The sequence below is a fragment of the Streptomyces sp. NBC_01750 genome (assembly GCF_035918095.1).
GTDB lineage: Bacteria > Actinomycetota > Actinomycetes > Streptomycetales > Streptomycetaceae > Streptomyces.
This window is the reverse complement of sequence record NZ_CP109137.1, coordinates 8,495,158-8,511,634: the sequence shown is the minus strand read 5'-3', so window position 1 is coordinate 8,511,634 and position 16,477 is coordinate 8,495,158. Positions and strand designations below refer to the sequence as shown.

General features: G+C 70.8%; 19 protein-coding genes. 8 read left to right on the top strand and 11 right to left on the bottom strand.

Annotated elements, in window-relative coordinates; genetic code table 11:
* Positions 1 to 159: 159 nt before the first annotated feature.
* Positions 160 to 873 carry a TetR/AcrR family transcriptional regulator gene (locus OG966_RS38390; protein WP_326654744.1) on the bottom strand — a complete coding sequence of 238 codons (714 nt, stop codon included), beginning with the start codon at positions 871 to 873 and terminating at the stop codon, positions 160 to 162.
* Positions 874 to 1,056: 183 nt separating this feature from the next.
* On the opposite strand from OG966_RS38390, the gene OG966_RS38385 reads away from it, so the two are divergent.
* Entirely contained in the window at positions 1,057 to 2,109 is a 1,053-nt protein-coding gene (locus OG966_RS38385) for an alcohol dehydrogenase catalytic domain-containing protein (RefSeq protein ID WP_326654742.1), read from the top strand.
* 262 nt (positions 2,110 to 2,371) lie between these two features.
* Here the strand turns inward: OG966_RS38385 and OG966_RS38380 are convergent, their stop codons facing one another.
* A complete protein-coding gene (locus OG966_RS38380) occupies positions 2,372 to 3,328 on the bottom strand; it encodes an aromatase/cyclase (protein WP_326654741.1) in 957 nt (318 codons plus the stop codon).
* A 28-nt stretch (positions 3,329 to 3,356) separates the two neighbouring features.
* Positions 3,357 to 4,142, bottom strand: coding sequence for a 3-oxoacyl-ACP reductase FabG (gene fabG / locus OG966_RS38375; RefSeq protein WP_326654740.1), 786 nt, complete (start codon positions 4,140 to 4,142; stop codon positions 3,357 to 3,359).
* A gap of 181 nt (positions 4,143 to 4,323) precedes the next feature.
* Between fabG and OG966_RS38370 the strand changes: the two genes are divergently transcribed.
* From OG966_RS38370 to OG966_RS38360, 3 genes are all read left to right on the top strand, one after another.
* Positions 4,324 to 4,764, top strand: a complete 441-nt coding sequence (locus OG966_RS38370) for a nuclear transport factor 2 family protein (RefSeq protein ID WP_326654739.1) — start codon at positions 4,324 to 4,326, stop codon at positions 4,762 to 4,764.
* A gap of 117 nt (positions 4,765 to 4,881) precedes the next feature.
* Positions 4,882 to 5,958, top strand: coding sequence for a serine hydrolase domain-containing protein (locus OG966_RS38365; RefSeq protein WP_326654738.1), 1,077 nt, complete (start codon positions 4,882 to 4,884; stop codon positions 5,956 to 5,958).
* 17 nt (positions 5,959 to 5,975) lie between these two features.
* Entirely contained in the window at positions 5,976 to 6,758 is a 783-nt protein-coding gene (locus OG966_RS38360; protein ID WP_326654737.1) for an SDR family NAD(P)-dependent oxidoreductase, read from the top strand.
* An 87-nt stretch (positions 6,759 to 6,845) separates the two neighbouring features.
* On the opposite strand, the gene OG966_RS38355 is transcribed toward OG966_RS38360, so the two are convergent.
* Entirely contained in the window at positions 6,846 to 7,730 is an 885-nt protein-coding gene (locus OG966_RS38355; protein WP_326654736.1) for a class I SAM-dependent methyltransferase, read from the bottom strand.
* 174 nt (positions 7,731 to 7,904) lie between these two features.
* On the opposite strand from OG966_RS38355, the gene OG966_RS38350 reads away from it, so the two are divergent.
* Genes OG966_RS38350 through OG966_RS38340 form a run of 3 tightly spaced genes read left to right on the top strand, consistent with a single transcriptional unit; the run spans position 7,905 to position 10,047 of the window.
* Positions 7,905 to 8,339 (top strand): ester cyclase, encoded by a 435-nt coding sequence (locus tag OG966_RS38350; protein ID WP_326654735.1) that lies wholly within the window; start codon positions 7,905 to 7,907, stop codon positions 8,337 to 8,339.
* Between the two features lie 2 nt (positions 8,340 to 8,341).
* On the top strand, positions 8,342 to 9,178 hold the full coding sequence (locus OG966_RS38345; protein ID WP_326654734.1) for an NAD(P)H-binding protein: 837 nt from the start codon (positions 8,342 to 8,344) through the stop codon (positions 9,176 to 9,178).
* Between the two features lie 11 nt (positions 9,179 to 9,189).
* The gene (locus OG966_RS38340; RefSeq protein WP_326654733.1) at positions 9,190 to 10,047 is read left to right on the top strand and encodes an NmrA/HSCARG family protein; all 858 of its coding nucleotides are present in this window, start codon (positions 9,190 to 9,192) and stop codon (positions 10,045 to 10,047) included.
* A gap of 57 nt (positions 10,048 to 10,104) precedes the next feature.
* Here OG966_RS38340 and OG966_RS38335 read toward each other — a convergent pair whose 3' ends face one another.
* The 4 genes from OG966_RS38335 to OG966_RS38320 are packed head-to-tail and all read right to left on the bottom strand — an operon-like array spanning position 10,105 to position 13,444.
* Positions 10,105 to 11,007: an MBL fold metallo-hydrolase gene (locus tag OG966_RS38335; RefSeq protein WP_326654732.1), complete on the bottom strand. Its 903-nt coding sequence runs from the start codon at positions 11,005 to 11,007 to the stop codon at positions 10,105 to 10,107.
* Positions 11,004 to 11,477 (bottom strand): ester cyclase, encoded by a 474-nt coding sequence (locus OG966_RS38330; protein ID WP_326654731.1) that lies wholly within the window; start codon positions 11,475 to 11,477, stop codon positions 11,004 to 11,006. Before OG966_RS38330 ends, OG966_RS38335 begins: the two co-directional genes overlap by 4 nt.
* A 57-nt stretch (positions 11,478 to 11,534) precedes the next feature.
* On the bottom strand, positions 11,535 to 12,587 hold the full coding sequence (locus tag OG966_RS38325; protein ID WP_326654730.1) for a zinc-binding dehydrogenase: 1,053 nt from the start codon (positions 12,585 to 12,587) through the stop codon (positions 11,535 to 11,537).
* Positions 12,584 to 13,444: an NAD(P)H-binding protein gene (locus OG966_RS38320; RefSeq protein ID WP_326654729.1), complete on the bottom strand. Its 861-nt coding sequence runs from the start codon at positions 13,442 to 13,444 to the stop codon at positions 12,584 to 12,586. Before OG966_RS38320 ends, OG966_RS38325 begins: the two co-directional genes overlap by 4 nt.
* Positions 13,445 to 13,725: 281 nt before the next feature.
* Here OG966_RS38320 and OG966_RS38315 point away from each other — a divergent pair, with 281 nt between their 5' ends.
* Entirely contained in the window at positions 13,726 to 14,337 is a 612-nt protein-coding gene (locus OG966_RS38315; RefSeq protein WP_326654727.1) for a DUF2269 family protein, read from the top strand.
* A 79-nt stretch (positions 14,338 to 14,416) separates the two neighbouring features.
* Here OG966_RS38315 and OG966_RS38310 read toward each other — a convergent pair whose 3' ends face one another.
* Genes OG966_RS38310 through OG966_RS38300 form a run of 3 tightly spaced genes read right to left on the bottom strand, consistent with a single transcriptional unit; the run spans position 14,417 to position 16,451 of the window.
* The gene (locus OG966_RS38310; RefSeq protein ID WP_326654726.1) at positions 14,417 to 15,118 is read right to left on the bottom strand and encodes an indole-3-glycerol-phosphate synthase; all 702 of its coding nucleotides are present in this window, start codon (positions 15,116 to 15,118) and stop codon (positions 14,417 to 14,419) included.
* Positions 15,115 to 15,780 (bottom strand): N-(5'-phosphoribosyl)anthranilate isomerase, encoded by a 666-nt coding sequence (locus OG966_RS38305; RefSeq protein ID WP_326654724.1) that lies wholly within the window; start codon positions 15,778 to 15,780, stop codon positions 15,115 to 15,117. Before OG966_RS38305 ends, OG966_RS38310 begins: the two co-directional genes overlap by 4 nt.
* Entirely contained in the window at positions 15,780 to 16,451 is a 672-nt protein-coding gene (locus OG966_RS38300) for a transglutaminase-like domain-containing protein (RefSeq protein WP_326654723.1), read from the bottom strand. Before OG966_RS38300 ends, OG966_RS38305 begins: the two co-directional genes overlap by 1 nt.
* Positions 16,452 to 16,477: the final 26 nt, after the last annotated feature.

Here is a 16,477-nt window from a genome sequence, read left to right as displayed (position 1 = left end):
AACCCCCGCCAATTGCCGTCACCGGCCTCCTCACTGACAGAGGTTCACCCTGAGCTCGTCAGCGGCTGGTCTCCGTGGCGGCCCGACGCCGCCCGGGGTACTCGACGTCCCGCTCCGTCCCGGCGGTGACGCCATGAACGGCTGGGGGGACCGGAACGGTCAGGGAGCCGGTGCCTGCCGGCCGGTCCGGTCCTTCAGGTCTCGCTCTTGCAGCAGTCGTGCGGTCTGCCCGGACACCGGTGCGGCCAGCAGTGCGGTGACCAGGTCGACCAGCCGGCTCGTGAACAACCGGTCGTCCCTGCGAGGGCGGGCGGCGGCGCGGGCGGCGAGTTCGGCGTGGCAGAAGCGCAGGGCCGTGAAGCGGGTGTGGAACACCATGGTCGACTCGGGAGGCAGCAGCGGCTCCACCAGGCGCCGCCAGGCGTAGATGCTTGACCCCTCGTCCCGCACGACGAGCTCGACCAGTGGTTCGGGCCGGTTGAGCAGTTCGGCCACGATCTGCAAGAACTCGCGGCCGCCGTCGGGGTCGGCGAGTTTCGCGGCAGCCGGGAGCACCAGTGCGGCGACGAGGGAGCGAAGATCGGCGGTGCCGCTGTCCTCGTACTGCTGCAGCAGTACCTCCCGGCGGGCGTCCACCGCAGGGGTGTGTTTGTCGAGTACGGCCCGCAGCAGACCCGCCCGGTCGCCGAAGTGGTACTGCAGGGCCGTCGCGTTGCGCTGGTCGGCGGCCCGTTTGATCTCGTTGAGCGAGACACCGTCGACGCCCTTCGCCGCGAACAGCTGCTCGGCGGCCCGGATGAGTGTGCCGCGGGTGTCACGGGGTTTCCCGCTCCGGGGCGGCGTGGCCGGGTCAGGCGTCTCATGTGCTGTCACGGATCCCCATGCTAACGTCATCATGCCAGAGTGATACGGTCGCATTAAATGTTAATCCATTCTCCTTGATGCCTGTGGGAGTCCATCCCTGTCCCTGGATTTCGAGACCGACCCGACTTCCAGCGGCAACTCGACCGGATCGATGCCACCGGCGCCAGCCTGCGCCTGAAATGGAGGAAGCCAGTGAAGGCACTGACTTTCCACGGCCGCCACGACATCCGCTACGGGGACGTTCCCGATCCGGCCGTCACCACCCCCACCGACGCGGTCATCCAGGTCACCACGGCCGGTATCTGCGGCAGCGACCTGCACATCTACGCCGGAAACCCCTTCAGCCCGGAACTGGGCTACACCCCGGGACACGAGTGCGTCGGCGTGGTCGTCGAGACCGGCAAGCAGGTCACCCGCTTCAAGCCCGGCGACCGGGTCCTGGTCCCCGCCTCGGCCGGCTGCACCCTGTGCAAAGCCTGCGCAGCCGGGCTCACCGCCAGGTGCGAGCGCGCCCGGTCCTCGACGGACCTGTGCTACGGAGTGAGCCCGCAACTTCAGGGCAGTCAGGCCCAGGCCCTGGCGGTGCCCCATGCCGACGTCAACCTCGTGCACCTGCCCGAAGGCATTTCCGACGAGGCCGCCGTCGTTCTGACGGACAACGCCCCCACGGCCTGGTACGGCTGCCGCCGCGCCCGTATCCAGCCCGGCGAAACGGTCCTGGTCATCGGCCTCGGGCCGGTCGGCACCATGGCCGCCCAATCCGCCTTCGCCATGGGCGCCGCCCGTGTGCTGGGCGCGGACCTGGTCGCGGAGCGCCGCGCCTTCGCCGCCACCCTGGGCGTGGAGCCGGTCGAGGGCGAGGACGCGCGGACGGCCGTGCGGGAGATGACCGCAGGACGCGGACCGGACGCCGTCGTCGAGGCTGTGGGCTCGGACGCCACCATCCAACTCGCCCTCAAAGCCGTCCGGCAGGCTGGACGGGTCAGCGTCATCGGGGTCAGCCAGAACAAGGCGTTTCCCTTTCACATGGGACTGGCCCAGATCAAGGAGCTGGAGTTCGCCATCGGACTGTGCTCGGTCCACTACGAACTCCCTGCCCTGATCGCCCTCACCCAGGCCGGGCGGATCACGCCCGAGGTCGTGGTCACCCACCGCTTCGCCCTCTCCGAGGGCCCCAAGGCGTACGAACTGTTCGACAGCCGGGCCGACGGTGTCCGCAAGGTCCTTCTCGACCCTGCCCGCTGATCCACGTCGGTGCTGCCGCCACGTCACGCACCTCCGTGCCGGCGGCAGCACCGCACCCCGACCGCCCGTCGCACGCCGGGAAGCGCGGAAGATCCGCGCCTGCCGGCGCCGACAGCAGATCCGGCGCACCGTCGCGGGGAGACGCGACCGGCCGTACACCACCTCGCCTGGGTTCGGCGGACGTCAGGCCTCCGGGGTCGATCGTGAGTGGTGCGAACGTCGCCACCAGGCTGAAACAGGCCCGCGGCGTGGCCGCGCACGCTCATCGCGCGGTGACGGCGGACTCCGCATGCTGCTTGGCCAGGTTGAGCGTCGCGGTGCTGTTGCGGCCGAGCGCCTCACGTATGTAGCGGCGGGCCTGAGTCACGCCCGCGTCGGGGCCGAGGATCTTCGTGATGTTCTCTTCGCGCAGCACGACACTGTGCTGCGAGGTGACGGTCGCACCCGTCCCGTCGGGGACGACCGACCACTCGCCTGTGTGGGCAGCCATCAGGGCGGGCGTCGCCGTCTGCTTGTAGACGATGCGGCCTTCGTCCGGGAAGCAGACCCGGACCGACTCCGTGGTGTGCGAGGAGCCGTCGGCGGTCGTGGTGTCCATGGACATCACCTGTACGCCCGGCTCGTCCTCCACCAGGTCGAGCCGCGAGACGTGCGGGACCAGCCGGGGCCAGTCCTGGACCCGGTAGAGGAAGTCGTAGACCGGCCCGGCGGGGCCGTCCACCCGTACCGAGTCCTCGAAGGACAGCACCAGTTCGTCGAGCTGCGCCCAGCGCTCGGCGAGCTTGCGCAGATTCTCCAGCTCCGCACGGCTGTTGGTGTCGGTGGCCCGCTCCACCCACTCGACGCCGGCCGGGTCGTCGCCGTCCACCGTGAAATCGTGCAGCAGGGTCAGCCTGGACTGCTCGGCGGCGAGCGGCTCGACGATCCAGGTGCCACCCATCGTCTTCACCGGGCTCGCTGACACCTCCTGACGGAACTCCACCCGTCGTTCCCCGGGCGACAGGACCCGGCGGGAAGTCCAGGACTTCACCCGGCCGTTCGCGGTCGCCCACATCCGCAGCCGCTCCGTCGTGCCGTCGGACTCCAGCTGCTGGACGTGCACGTTCGGCGGGAAGAACAGCGGCCAGCGCACCGCGTCGGCGATCAGTCCGTAGACCGCGCCCGCGGGCGCGGCGACATTCACTTCGTGCGTGGTGCGGTGCACTTGCTCGGCAGACATTCAGGCTCCCACTGTCGGTTGTTCGGGTTCAGAAATTGCCCAGTCCGCCGCAGACGTTGAGCGCCTGCGCGGTGATGGAGGCGGCGTGCTCGGTGGTCAGATATCCGACCAGGCCGGCGACTTCCTCGGGGGTGGAGTAGCGGCCGAGCGGGATCTTCGCCTCGAACTGCTCCTGGACGTACTCCTCGCTGGTGTCCCACGCCGCGGCGTAGCCCTTGCGGACCCGCTCCGCCATCGGCGTCTCGACGTAGCCGGGGCAGACCGCGTTGACGGTGATACCGGCAGGGGCGAGCTCCTTGCCGAGAGCCTTGGTGAAGCCGACGACTCCGTGCTTGGAGGCTGAGTACGGGGCTCCGAGCAGGACGCCCTGCTTGCCCGCGGTCGAGGCGACGTTGATGATCCGGCCGTACTCGGCTTCCGCGAGGCCACCGTTCTTGAGGGCCTCGCGGGTGAGCAGGAAGACGCTGTTGAGGTTGGTGTCGATGACGTCGTGCCAGAGCTCGTCGGTGATGTCCGCGGTGGGGCCCCCGCCGCTGCGGCCCGCGTTGTTGACCAGGATGTTGATCGGGCCGAAGGTCTCGACGACGGCACGCACCAGGGCGGCCACGGACTCGGTGGAACGTACGTCGGCGGTGCTGCCCTCCACGTCCAGGCCCTCTTCGCGGAGGTTCTCGACGGTCTGCTTGAGCACCTGCGGGGTGCGCGCGGCGATGTAGACGCGGTGGCCGCGCCGGCCGAGGTCGCGGGCGATCGCGAGCCCGATGCCGCTCGTGGCGCCCGTGACCAGGGCTACCGGCTTTGTCGCTGTTGTCATCGTTCTGCCTCCAGTTGGCCGACGGTGGATCCGACCGTGTCGTTGCGTACTCGAAGGCGGCACGAAGACGGCTGGAGGGGAAGCGGCCGCGGACGACGGCACCTGGGCTTGAGGAATCTTCCAAGGCGGCTCGATCCGGGCCGCAGAGGGTGGCGGGCAGACAAGGGAACGGAGAACGCCGATGACCGCCATCGCCCCGACCGCCACGCAGCAGGCCGCGCTCTATGCGCAGGTACAGCAGTTCTACGCGCACCAGATGCAGCTGCTCGACCTCGCCGAGGCCGAGCTGTGGGCGGAGACCTTCACCGAGGACGCGTCCTTCGACGTGCCGACGCTGCCCGAGCCGGTGCGCGGCCGCCCCGGCCTGATCGCGGCCGTCCGGCGCACCACCGCGCAGCTGGCCGAGGCCGGCCAGCGGCACCGGCACTTCATGGGCATGTTCGATGTCACCGAGCGCCCGGACGGCGCCGTGGATGTGCGCTCGTACACCACCGTGTACGCCTCACAGATCGGCGGCGAGTCGAAGGTGCACCGCGTGTGCGTGTGCGAGGACGTGCTGGTCCGGTCGGACGGCGCGCTCCAGGTGTCGACCCGCAAGGTCACCCGCGACGACCTCGCCTGAGCGGTCCTCCAGCGGCGCCCGGCCGTACCTCCATCGCGGCCGTACAGCCTCTCCTCGGTACAGGAAAAGACCCGTAGAGCACATGAACCGACTCAATACCCGTGGGGGTTTGCCGATATGACGCAGACGACGATCACCCGGCCCGTGGTTTCGGCCCATCAGGATGCCGTGCAGCGCGCCGCGGACCGGCTCATCGAGGCGGGCGCCGGGGGCGTGCAGTTCCGGGTGACGCGGGGGGACGACTCGTTCGTCGTCACCTCCGGCATCGCGGAGCTCGGCACGGACCGCCCGGTCCCCGAGAACGGCCGGTTCCGGATCTCCTGCATCACCAAGCCGTTCGTGGCCGTGGTGGTGCTCCAGCTCGTCGCCGAGGGAAAGATCGACCTCGACCGGAGCGTGGAGAGCTACCTGCCGGGGCTGCTGCCCTACGGCGAGAAGATCAGCATCCGCAATCTGCTTCAGCACACGAGCGGTCTGTACAACTACTCGGACTCCTTCCAGAAGCCGGGCGACCGTTTCCTGCGCGACCGCTACAACCACTACGAGCCCCAGGACCTGATCGCCATCGCGGCGGCCAAGCCGCTGGAGTTCGAGCCGGGCACCGCGTTCGCGTACTGCAACACCAACTACTTCATCATCGGCCTGCTGATCAAGGAGGTCACCGGCAACTCCTACGCGGACGAGATCCGGGCCCGCGTGCTGGAGCCGGTCGGCCTGCACGAGACCGTGCTGCCGGGCGACGACCCGAACATCCCGGAGCCGCACGCCCGCGGCTACATGCAGATCGGCGGCGTCGCCGAGGACGTGACGCTGATGAATCCCTCCGAGGCCGGCTGTGCGGGCGAGATCATCTCGACCACCGCCGATCTGGACAAGTTCCTGGTCGCGCTGTTCGGCGGAAAGCTGCTGAACGAGGCGGAGTTCAAGGAGATGACCACTCCGCTGCCGCCCGAGATGATCAGGAACCTGCCGATGGGTATCGGCTACGGCCTGGGGCTGATGAAGCTGGAGAACGACAACAACCTCGACCTGTGGGGCCACGGCGCGGGCATCCCCGGCTACGCCACTTTCACGGCGACGACGCGCGATCTGGGCATCCGCGTCCAGCTGTCGTTCACCCTCGGCGACCGCGACTTCGGCGAAGAGGCCGAGCAGGCCGTCATCCGCGGCGTCAACACCGCCATCTGCTTCTGACGACGGGGACCGGCATCATGGCGAACTCCACGGGCCCAGCAAGCCCCAAGGACTCCACAGGGAAGGGTGTCGTCGTCACGGGCGGCGGCACCGGCATCGGGCGGGCGACGGCGCGCGCCTTCGCCGACGACGGCGCGCAGGTGCTGGTCGTCGGCCGTTCGGAGGGACCTCTCAAGGAGACCGCCGAGGGGTATGACGGCATCCGGGTGCTGGCGGCGGACATCCACGACCACGACGCGCCGCAGACCATTGTCTCCACCGTGCTGGACGCGTTCGGCAGGCTCGACGTGCTGGTCAACAACGCGGCAGTCACCGGATTCGCCTCGCTGGACGGCCTGGACCGCGCCTCGGTCCGCGCCCAGCTGGGGACGAACCTGATCGCGCCGCTCTTCCTGACGCAGCAGGCGCTGGACGCCCTGGAGGCCACCGGGGGCACCGTGGTGAACGTCAGCTCGGCGGGCTCGCTCGGCCGCCGGGCCTGGCCGGAGAACTCCGTGTACGGCATGGCCAAGGTGGCACTCGACTTCCTCACCCGCACATGGGCCGTGGAGCTCGCGCCGCGCGGCATCCGCTCGGTCGGCATCGCCCCCGGCGTGGTCGACACGGGCGTCGGCGTACGGGCCGGAATGCCCGCCGAGGCGTACGAGGCGTTCCTGGCCCAGATGGCGGAGCGGATCCCGGCGGGCCGGGTCGGCCGCCCCGAGGACATCGCGTGGTGGATCGTCCAGCTGACGCGGCCCGAAGCCGCGTACGCCAACGGCACGGTCCTCGCGGTGGACGGCGCGCTCTCGGTGACCTGAGCACGTCGCCCGCGTACGGCACAGGAGCGGCTCCCGGAAGGGGGCCGCTCCTGTCTGTCTTCCGCGGCACCCGCCGCTACCGGCGCCTCAGCGGGCGGCCTTGGCGGTGACGTACCGCACCGGCACCTCGATCTCCACCGGTCCGTCGCCGTCCCGCAGCGCGTCGAGCTCGCCGATCAGCCGCTCGCGCAGCGCCGCCGCCTCGTCCTGCGGCAGGTGCTGCCACAGCAGCCGCATGCCCTGGGTGTGCGACCAGTTGACCCAGTCCTCGCCGGACGCCGCGGTCATCCGGACCGGCTCGTCCACGATCCGCACGTCGGTGAACCCGGCCTTCGCCAGGGCCGCTTCGAGGTCCGCCGGGTCCTCCAGCCAGGAGTGCAGCTGGCGGTGGAGCTGCTCGGGATGCCAGGACTCGGGGAGGTGGCTGAGCAGCGAGAGCGGGATCCACTCGGTGAACAGCGGCGGCAGGAAGGGGAAGGTGTCGCGGGTGAACACCGGGCTGGTGAAGGCGATCCTGCCGCCGTCGCGCAGCAGCTCGGCATAGCGGGCGAGCGCGGCGCGGGCATCGGGAAGGAAGATCACGCTGTAGCTGCCGAGCACCAGATCGAAGGAGCGGGCGGGCAGGTCGGGGTGCTCGCCGTCCATCACCCGCAGTTCGACGTTGGTGATGGACTGCCGCTCGGCTTCGCGGCCGGCTTCCTCGATCATTGCCTCGGCGATGTCGATGCCCAGCGCGTGGCCGGCCGGACCGATCCGGGTGGCCGCGGGCAGCAGGGTCGCGCCCAGGCCGCAGCCGACGTCGAGCAGCCGCTCCGCCGGCTGCGGCGCGGCAAGCTCGACGAGCCGGCGGCCCATCGGTGTGAAGAACTCGACCCCCAGCCGGTCGTAGGTCGCCGCCGCTCCGTTGAAGGCGGCGGTGACTTTCGTCTTGTAGGTGTCGGCTGCGGTGGTGGCTGTGGCGGCGGTGTTCACAGTGTGCTCCGGATTCCGTCGGACGGCAGGAAGGCCATCCTGCGACCGGGCCAACGGGCGCCGGTGGAGCGTGGTTCGAGAGCCGCTACAGGAGCGTTGCCCCGTACTCCGCGGGACCGGACCATGGGGCGAAACCCGGTCCCCCTGTCGGGGGAGACCCATGGAAGGGATGCGATGAGCAGCCAGATCACCGCCGTACGCCGCATGGTGGAGGCGTACAACACCGGTAGCACCGACGACGTCGCGGAGTACATACACCCGGACTACCTCAACCCGGCCACCATGGAGCACATGGATCTGCGGGGCCCGGACTCCTTCGCCATGGCGGTGAAGTGGCTGCGGATGACGTTCTCCGATGAGGCGCGGCTCGAAGAGGTGAAGATGGAGGAGCGCGGCGACTGGGTGCGCGCCTATCTGGTGCTCTACGGCCGCCACGTCGGCGACCTCGTCGGCATGGCGGCGACCGGGAGGGTCTTCTCCGGCGAGCAGATCCATCTGATCCGCTTCGTTGACGGCAAGATCCGCGACCACCGCGACTGGCCCGACTACCAGGGCACCTACCGGCAGCTCGGCTCCCCGTGGCCCGAGGCCACAGGCTGGCGGGCCTGATCATGATTCTGATCACCGGAGCAACCGGCAAGGTCGGCCGCGAGGCCGTTCAGCAGCTGGTCGGGCTGGGTCGGCACGTACGCGCGCTGAGCCGCAACCCGGAGGAGGCGGGCCTGCCGGACGGCGTCGAGGTGGTCGCAGGCAGCCCTGCCGACCCCGATTCGCTGGCCCTCGCCTTCCAGGGCGTGGAGGCGGCGCTGGTCGTGCTCTCCGGCGACGTGGCGGGCCAGGCCGCGAATGTCGCGGCGGCAGCGGAGGAGGCGGGCGCGCGCATCGTCCTGCTCTCCTCCGGCAGCCTGCTGCACCCGCTGCCGCACGGCATCGCGGACGAGCACCGTGCCGCCGAGAAGGCGTTCCAGAGGGCCGGCGTCCCGTGGACCTTCCTGCGTCCGGGGCCGTTCCACGCCAACACCTCGTGGTGGATCAGCACGGTCCGTGAGAAGAACGCGGTGCGCTGCTGGGTCGGCAACAACCCGGGCGCGCCCATCGACGAGTACGACATCGCTTCGTCCGCCGTCGCCGTGCTGACCGGGGAGGGGCACACGGGGAAGGCGTATCTGCTGACCGGGCCCGAGACCCTCAGCTCCGAGGAGCAGGCCCGGATCCTGGGCGAAGTGCTGGGCCGCAAGCTGGACTTCACGGTGGCCCCGGCCGACGAGGTGGTGGCGGTGTTCACCGGCATCACCGGCGACCGGGAGGCGGCAGTGGGCAATGTCGCCGCACTGCACAGTGCCGAGGTGCCGTGGGCCAAGCCCACGACCGCGGTGTACGACCTGACGGGACGCGAGCCGCGTCCGTACCGCGAGTGGGCCGCCGACAACGCGGCGCTGTTCGGCTGAGGGGGAGCGATATGACTGTGCTGGTGACAGGGGCGACCGGCCTGCAGGGCGGAGCCGTGGCCCGGGAACTGGTCCGGCGTGGCCGGGACACCGCGGCGCTGGTGCGGGACCCGGCTTCGGACCGGGCCCGCGCACTCGCCGAACTCGGAGTGGCACTGGTCCGCGGCGACCTGGACGACGAGGCGTCCCTGCGGGCGGCGACGGACGGTGTGGCCGGTGTCTTCTCCGTGCAGAACTTCATGACGCCGGCCGGGCTGGGCGGCGAGGTCCGCCAGGGCCGCGCGCTGGCGCGGGCTGCGCGGGACACCGGCGTGCCGCATGTCGTCTACAGCTCGGTGGGCGGCGCCGAACGCCACAGCTCCGTACCGCACTTCGACTCCAAGCGGTCAATCGAGCGGTACCTGGAGAAGCTCGGCGTACCGACGACCGTGCTGCGTCCGTCGTTCTTCATGGACAACTTCGCCGCACACGGGCCGCAGCGCGTCGACGGGACGCTGGTGGTACAGCTGGCGCTGAAGCCGGACACCCGGGTGCAGTTCATCGCCGTCGACGACATCGGCTTCTTCGCCGCCGAGGCCTTCGACCGGCCGCAGGAGTACCTGGGGCGTGCGCTGGAGATCGCGGGCGACGAGCTGACCGCGACCGAGGTGGCCCGCGCCTTCGCGGAGCGCACCGGCGAGCCGGCCCGCTTCGAGGAACTGCCGCTCGACGCGGTGGCGGCCAACCCGTACATCCCCAACGGCCCCGAGATCTCACTGATGTTCGAGTGGTTCCAGGACCACGGCTACCGCGCGGACATCGCCGCCCTGCGCGCGGACCACCCGGGGCTCCAGACCTTCGCCACCTACCTGAAGGGCATCGACGTCTGACGCACGCGCCAGTGTGGCCCCTCGCGATCCGGATCGCGAGGGGCCACACTGGCGTGATCAGGCATGACAGGCAGGCAGCCCGCCGTGGTACTCCGTCATCTCCCCGAAGAGCGCGCCGACGTCGAGCGGATCGCCCGGGGCCGCGCCGTCCAGCTCCGCGTAGGCGCGGTGCAGGTTGGGGACGAGCCGCTCGGAGTCGAGCAGCCCGTCGTACGGGCCGGGTGCCAGCTCGCGGGCGAGTGCGAGCGGCGTCAGCCCGGCGGCCCTGCCGTCTGCGGCCAGCTCACCCAGCCACCGGAAGTACGCCTCGGTGCTGTCGATCAGCTCCGGGCCGCCGACCGGACCATGCCCCGGCACGACCGTCACGGCGTCGAAGCCACGCAGCCGCTCCATGGCCCGTACCGACCCGGAGACCGACCCCATCAGGCAGAACGGCATGGCACCCGACATCACCAGATCCCCGGTGAACAGCACCCGCTGCTCCGGCAGCCACACCACGGTGTCGTTGGTGGTGTGCGCCGCGGGACCGATGTGCACCAGCTCGGCACGCACCCCGCCTACGTACAGCGTCATCCGGTCGCCGAAGGTGATGTGCGGCAGGGTCAGTTCGAGGTCGCCCCAGCACACGCCGGGCCAGAGCCCGGTCAGCCCGAGACCGGCGGCCGACATCTCGGTGCGGGTGCGCTCGTGCGCGACAACCAGCGCTTCGGGGAAGAACTGATTGCCGAAGGTGTGGTCACCGTGGAAGTGGGTGTTGACCACGGTGCGCGGCGGAAGCGGGTTGCGGCGCAGCACTTCGTCGCGCAGATGACGGGCGCGCTGCTCGGTCGCCACGGTGTCGACCAGCATGCTCTGCCCGTCGGCGCCGACGACGAGCCCCGCGTTGTTCAGGCACCAGCCGCCGTCGGGCTGCTCGTAGGCGTGCACCCCGTCCGCTATCTCCGTGAGGGCTGCGGTCACAGCACGTCCGAGGCGACGAATTCGAGCTCCTTGAGCATCGGCAGGTAGTTGAAGATGTCGTAGTGCTCGATGACCTGACCGGCGTCGTTGAAGCGGAGCTCTTCGAGCATGAACCAGGTGACCTTGCGGCCGGTCGGCGCCTTGCCCATGAACTCGCCCTGCTGGCTGGCGGTCACGGTGAGCCGCAGCGCGACCCGGTCGTCCTCGGCCAGGATGCTCTTGACGTCGAGGTGCAGGTCGGGGAAGGCGGCGAGGCCGCCCTGCATCGCGCCGACCATGGCCTGTGAGTCGACCTGGCGGTCCTCGGAGAAGTGCTGGATGTCCGGCGCCCAGTGCTTGATGATGCCGTCGAGCTCCCAGCGGTTCCAGGCCGCGACCATGGACAGGGCGAGCTCCTTGTTGCGCTCCTGGATGCTGCGGTCCGGGGCGGTGGATCCGTCGACGGGCTTCTCGGTCAGGGTTGCGGGCATGCTGGCTACCTCGTCTTCGTAAGGAAGTTGGGTTCGGGTGAGCAGTCGAAGGGGCGGTCAGGGGATCAGGACGTGCTTGCCGACGGTGCTGCCCTCCAGCAGCGCGCGTACGGCGCCGCCCGCGCCGTCCAGGGCGTGCCGCCCGGCGATCCGCGGCTGCAGGACGCCCTCGTCCACCAGCCGGTACAGGGCGGCGAGATCGGTGTGGAAGTCCGGTCCCGGCTTGACGTAGTACATGGTCTGCCGGCGTCGGGTGAGCCGGAGGAGCCGGGCGAAGAACCGCACGACGGTGCGGCGCAGCGCCGGAACATGCGGCCGGAACCACTGGCCGGGCAGGTAGCCGGCGACGGAGGAGTCGAAGGAGACCAGCGTGCCGTCGTCGGCGAGCATCGCCCAGCTGTCGTCGAGCCCGCGGCCGCCGACGTGGTCGAAGACTGCCTGCACGCCGTTCGGTGCCAGCTCCCTCACCGCGTCGACGAGTGCGGGTGTGCGGTAGTCGAGGGGCTCGGCGCCCAGGGCCCGTACCGCTGCGTGCTTGGCGGGCGAGGCGGTGCCGATGACGCGCACACCGTGGTGGACGGCGAGCTGGGTGACCAGGGTGCCGACGCCGCCGCTGGCGCCGTGCACCAGAACGGTGTCGCCGGGCTGCGAGCGGGCGAGGCGGTGAAGCATCTGGTAGGCGGTCACGCCGTTGGTGACCAGGGAGACGGCGACCGCCGCGTCCATGCCCTCCGGCACCGAGGCGAGGCCCTTGGCCGGGACCGCCGCGTACTTCTGCCAGGCGCCCTGCCGGGGCATGGCGGCGACCCGGTCACCGACACGGAAGCCGGTGACGCCGGAGCCGGTCTCGGTGATCCGCCCCACCAGGTCGTAGCCGGGGACGAAGGGGAAGGCGGGCGGGAAGGGGTGCAGGTGCTGGAGCATCTGCACCTCGGCGTAGGACACTCCGGCCGCCTCGACCTCGACGACGACCTGCCCCCGGCCCGCAGTGGGGCGGTCGGTGCCGCCGGCGACGATGTGCTGCTCGGGCTCGCCGCTGCCGGTCATGCGCACACAGGGGTTGGACGACGCAGTGCCGCTCTCGGCGGGTGCGGTGGTCTCGACGGTCATGCCGCCACCGCCACGGGCAGCGGGGCGAAGTCGGCCGCGTGGTCGGCGGCCCACCGGGCGAAGGTCAGGGCCGGGCGGCCGGTGATCCGCTCGACGGTGTCCACCGGAACGGGCGGGTTGACGCAGGCGTCGGCGAGGTAGCCGAGCACCATCTCGACGACCGGTGCCGGCATGACCCGGCCCATGAACTCCCGGGCCCGGTCCGGGGTGATCTCCTCGAAGGAGATGGGCCGGTCGGTGGCTTCGGCGATCGCCTTCACCTGGTCGGCCTGGGTGATGGCCTCGGGTCCGGTGACGACGTACGCCTCTCCCGCGTGCCCGTCCTCGAGCAGCGCGGTCGCTGCGACGGCGGCGACATCCGCCTCGTGGATCAGGACGCGCGGGGCGTTGCCGTACGGCGCGCGGACCACGCTCTCGGTGCGGATCGAGTGCGCCCACTTCCACAGCACATTGGAGGCGAACTCGTCCGGGCGCACGAAGGTCCATTCGAGGCCGGACTCCTCCACGGCACGCTCCACCGCGCGGTGGTGCTCACCGCTGTGGTTGTCGCCGGAGGTGTCGAGCACGGAGGACGAGGACAGCACCACGATCCTGCGAACGCCCGCCTCCTTCGCCGCCGCGACGACCTCGCGGGCGGTCTGCGGCACCGGGAAGAGGTACAGGCTCTCGGCCCCCTCCAACGCGGCGTGCACCGTCTCCGGCTGCTCCAGATCGCCCTCGAACACCTCGACCCCGGCGTGGAAGCCGGCGGCGGAGGGTGTCCGGGTCAGCACCCGGACACCGACGCCCGCGGCAACGAGCCGGTCGACCACATGGCGGCCGACAGATCCTGTCGCCCCTGTCACCAGAACTGTCACGACTGCTCCACCCTGTCGGTCCCGGTTCCCCGGGACACCTCGGTCCTTGTGGCTGCCAGACTCGGAAAGTGCGCTGGAGGAATCCCGGAGGCCTGCTGGAGGCCGGGTCCGGACAGCCGTCCCGCGGCTCCCGCCGTATGACGAAGTGCGGGACCGCCCGGCGCGGAGCCCTGGATTCCGGCTCCACCCTCACTCGACTTCGTCCCGGGAGCGTGGGTGATTCGCCGAGGACGCCGTCGAGCCCCGACGGCTACCCCACCCCTCTCCGAAAGTGAGTCGCCTTGTCCGCTCCGGCAGTCGACACCCAGCCGAACCAGCCACCACGAAAGCCGCGCACCGGAGGAACAACCCGCAACACCAAGACCGGCAAGAAGAAGTTCGAACTGGGCCGGGGAGCGCGGAAGCTGACCCTGGCCATCCATGTCGTCACCTCGGTCGGCTGGGTGGGCCTCTCACTCGCCATGGCCGTTCTGGCGGTCATGGGCTGCACGACCGACGACGCGGCGATCGCCAAGGGCGTCTACTACGCGATGTACGTCTTCGACGACACCTGCGTCACGGTCTTCAGCATCACCGCGGCGATCACCGGCATCCTGCTGTCCTGCGGGACCAAGTGGGGCCTGCTGCTGCACTGGTGGATCGTGGTCAAGTGGGTGATCACCCTCTTCATGACGATCTTCGCGTGGTTCGTGATCCACCCCGTCGTGACCACGGCCAGCCGCAACACCGCCGTGGCGGGCAACGAACCGCCGGACCCGGGCTCGTCGGCCGACTTCCTCGTCTGGAGTGTCCCCGGCCTGTTCGTCCTGCTCACCGTCGCCGCCGTGGTCTCCGTCTACAAGCCCTGGGGCCGCACCTCCCGCGGCCGCCGCGCCAGGCCCGCGCGCCGCTGACGGCCACGCAGCATCGACCGCCGGACAGGCCCGGTCCCCGGGCCTGTCCGGCGGTCGCTCCGGCGCCCTGAGCCCTGTCCTAAGCCCTGACAGAGCGGGCCTTGTCGAGCCGGTCCGACCAGGCGGTCACGCTGTCCGTGGCCAGCAGGCCGGTGCCGATGAGCAGGGCCTTGAAGCCGGCGTCCAGAAGGGCGGCGGCTTCATGCGGGTCAGAGATGCCGCTGGCGCTGACGGGACAGGGGGTGCCGGTGCGGCGCACGGCGGGGAGCAGGGCCAGACCCCGGGAGGGATCGGCCGGCAGGCGCTCGCGGGTGGCGATGTCCTTGTTGTTGACCGCGATGACCGACTCGGTGGGGTGCGCCGTGGCCGCCGCGGCCAGCTCGGCCCCGTCGGCGACTTCGACAAAGGGCGTCAGACCGATCGACAGCGCGTGGGCGGCCAGCCGGGCGAGCGTAGGCGCGGGGAGCAGCTTGGCGGTCAGCAGCACCGCGGCCGCCCCCAGTTCGAGGGAGCGGTCCAGATGGCGCCTGCTGGTGATGAAGTCCTTGCGCAGCAGCGGGAGTTCCGTACGGGACGCCACCTCCCGCAGCAGGGCCTCCGTACCGCCGAACCAGCGGCCGGTGACCACCGAGATACAGGGCGCGCCCGCCTCCTCGTACCGCTCGACCGTCTCGGCGACGCTGCGCCCGGCCAGCAGGTCGCGGCCGTCGGCGTCTTGCCGCTTCACCTCCATGACCAGGGGGCGGGGGCAGGCCAGGAGTGCCTTCATGAAGGTGCTCATGCGGACCGCCAGGCGCGGGCCACCGCGGCCGCACGCTCGGCCTTCAGCAGGCCGTCGTCGCCGCGTGCCGCCGAGTCGACGTCGATTCCGAGGAAGCGGGGGTGGGCGCGGGCGCCGGCGAAGTCGTCACTGTTGCCGTCGTGCAGGCCGCCCGCGAGCAGGAAGGGCAGATTGGTGCGGTCGGCGAGGGCGGTGACCGCCGCGTCGTTCAAGGGCTGTGCCGTGGAGCCGATCCGCCCGTCGTCGGCCACCGCGTCGAAGAGGAAGCAGTCGGCGCCCGCCCGTTCGTACGCTCCGGTCAGCCGGTCCTCCAGACACGAACCGCCTTGCAGATGCAGCACCTTGGCGATCTTCAGACCGCCGGGGCCCTGCCGGCGCAGCGCCCGCACCAGGCCCGGCGGCTGGAAGCCGTGCAGCTGGACCCAGCGTGCGCCCGAAGCGGCCGCCGCCTCGGCCAGTGCGCCGGCGTCGGACGAGAACGTCACCAGAACCGGGGCCGGCCCGGCGTTCAGGGCCGCCGCCGAGAGCGTGGCCAGGAGGCCGGCCGACAGGTCGGACCTGCCGCCCCGCACGCCGTGCCAGAGCCCGATCAGGTCCGCGCCCGCCGCCGCCAGTCCCGCCACTTCGCCCTCTGTCGTGGCTCCGCAGAATTTGACCAGCACTAGGCGTCCGCCGCGTCCTGGACCAGGGATCCCTCGGCGAAGCCGGTGGTGCCCGCCCGCAGCAGACCGGGGTGGTTCCTGCGCAGGTCCTCGACGACCCGGGTGTACGGCAGGTCGTCGAACTCGCCGTGGAACCGCAGGAACTCCATCTGGCGTCGGCCCCTCAGGTCGAAGGGGTGGTGAACGCTGTCGGCCGTTCCGTCGAACTCCAGGGGGGCCATGGCGTACAGCCGGCAGAGGGTCTTGTTGAAGACCGGGGTCGCCCTGATCCAGCGGCCGTCCAGCCGCACCGTGGTCAGGCAGTGCTGGTGGAACACGTCGCCGCCCAGCAGCTCCTTGAGCCGGGCGGACGCCAGGTGGTTGCGTACGTCGGTGAGGACCAGCCGGGCCGGGATGCCGAGCGAGCGCAGGCAGGCCGCGTACAGCACCGACTTGTGCAGGCACATGCCGGAGCCCGTGCGGACGACGCTGCTCGCCCGCAGGCCCTCGCGGCTGAGGTCGGCGCCGTACACCTCGTAACGGATGGTGTCGCGCACCGCGTAGTAGAGCGCGACCGCCTGCTCCCTGGGGGTGGCGGCGCCACCGAGCGCGGCGGCGGTGAAGTCGCGTACCTCCGGGGAGTCGTGGTCGATGAAGGCCGTGGCGGCCTGGGTGAGCGTCGTTGCAGTCATGCTGAGGTCGCTTCCGTGAGAGGCCC

Bases quoted from the DNA above. Each gene is read 5' to 3' on its own strand.
- OG966_RS38380 (WP_326654741.1), bottom strand. From the start codon at position 3,328: ATGTCTGCCGAGCAAGTGCACCGCACCACGCACGAAGTGAATGTCGCC.
- fabG (WP_326654740.1), bottom strand. From the start codon at position 4,142: ATGACAACAGCGACAAAGCCGGTAGCCCTGGTCACGGGCGCCACGAGC.
- OG966_RS38370 (WP_326654739.1), top strand. From the start codon at position 4,324: ATGACCGCCATCGCCCCGACCGCCACGCAGCAGGCCGCGCTCTATGCG.
- OG966_RS38365 (WP_326654738.1), top strand. From the start codon at position 4,882: ATGACGCAGACGACGATCACCCGGCCCGTGGTTTCGGCCCATCAGGAT.
- OG966_RS38360 (WP_326654737.1), top strand. From the start codon at position 5,976: ATGGCGAACTCCACGGGCCCAGCAAGCCCCAAGGACTCCACAGGGAAG.
- OG966_RS38350 (WP_326654735.1), top strand. From the start codon at position 7,905: ATGAGCAGCCAGATCACCGCCGTACGCCGCATGGTGGAGGCGTACAAC.
- OG966_RS38345 (WP_326654734.1), top strand. From the start codon at position 8,342: ATGATTCTGATCACCGGAGCAACCGGCAAGGTCGGCCGCGAGGCCGTT.
- OG966_RS38340 (WP_326654733.1), top strand. From the start codon at position 9,190: ATGACTGTGCTGGTGACAGGGGCGACCGGCCTGCAGGGCGGAGCCGTG.
- OG966_RS38330 (WP_326654731.1), bottom strand. From the start codon at position 11,477: ATGCCCGCAACCCTGACCGAGAAGCCCGTCGACGGATCCACCGCCCCG.
- OG966_RS38325 (WP_326654730.1), bottom strand. From the start codon at position 12,587: ATGACCGTCGAGACCACCGCACCCGCCGAGAGCGGCACTGCGTCGTCC.
- OG966_RS38310 (WP_326654726.1), bottom strand. From the start codon at position 15,118: ATGAGCACCTTCATGAAGGCACTCCTGGCCTGCCCCCGCCCCCTGGTC.
- OG966_RS38300 (WP_326654723.1), bottom strand. From the start codon at position 16,451: ATGACTGCAACGACGCTCACCCAGGCCGCCACGGCCTTCATCGACCAC.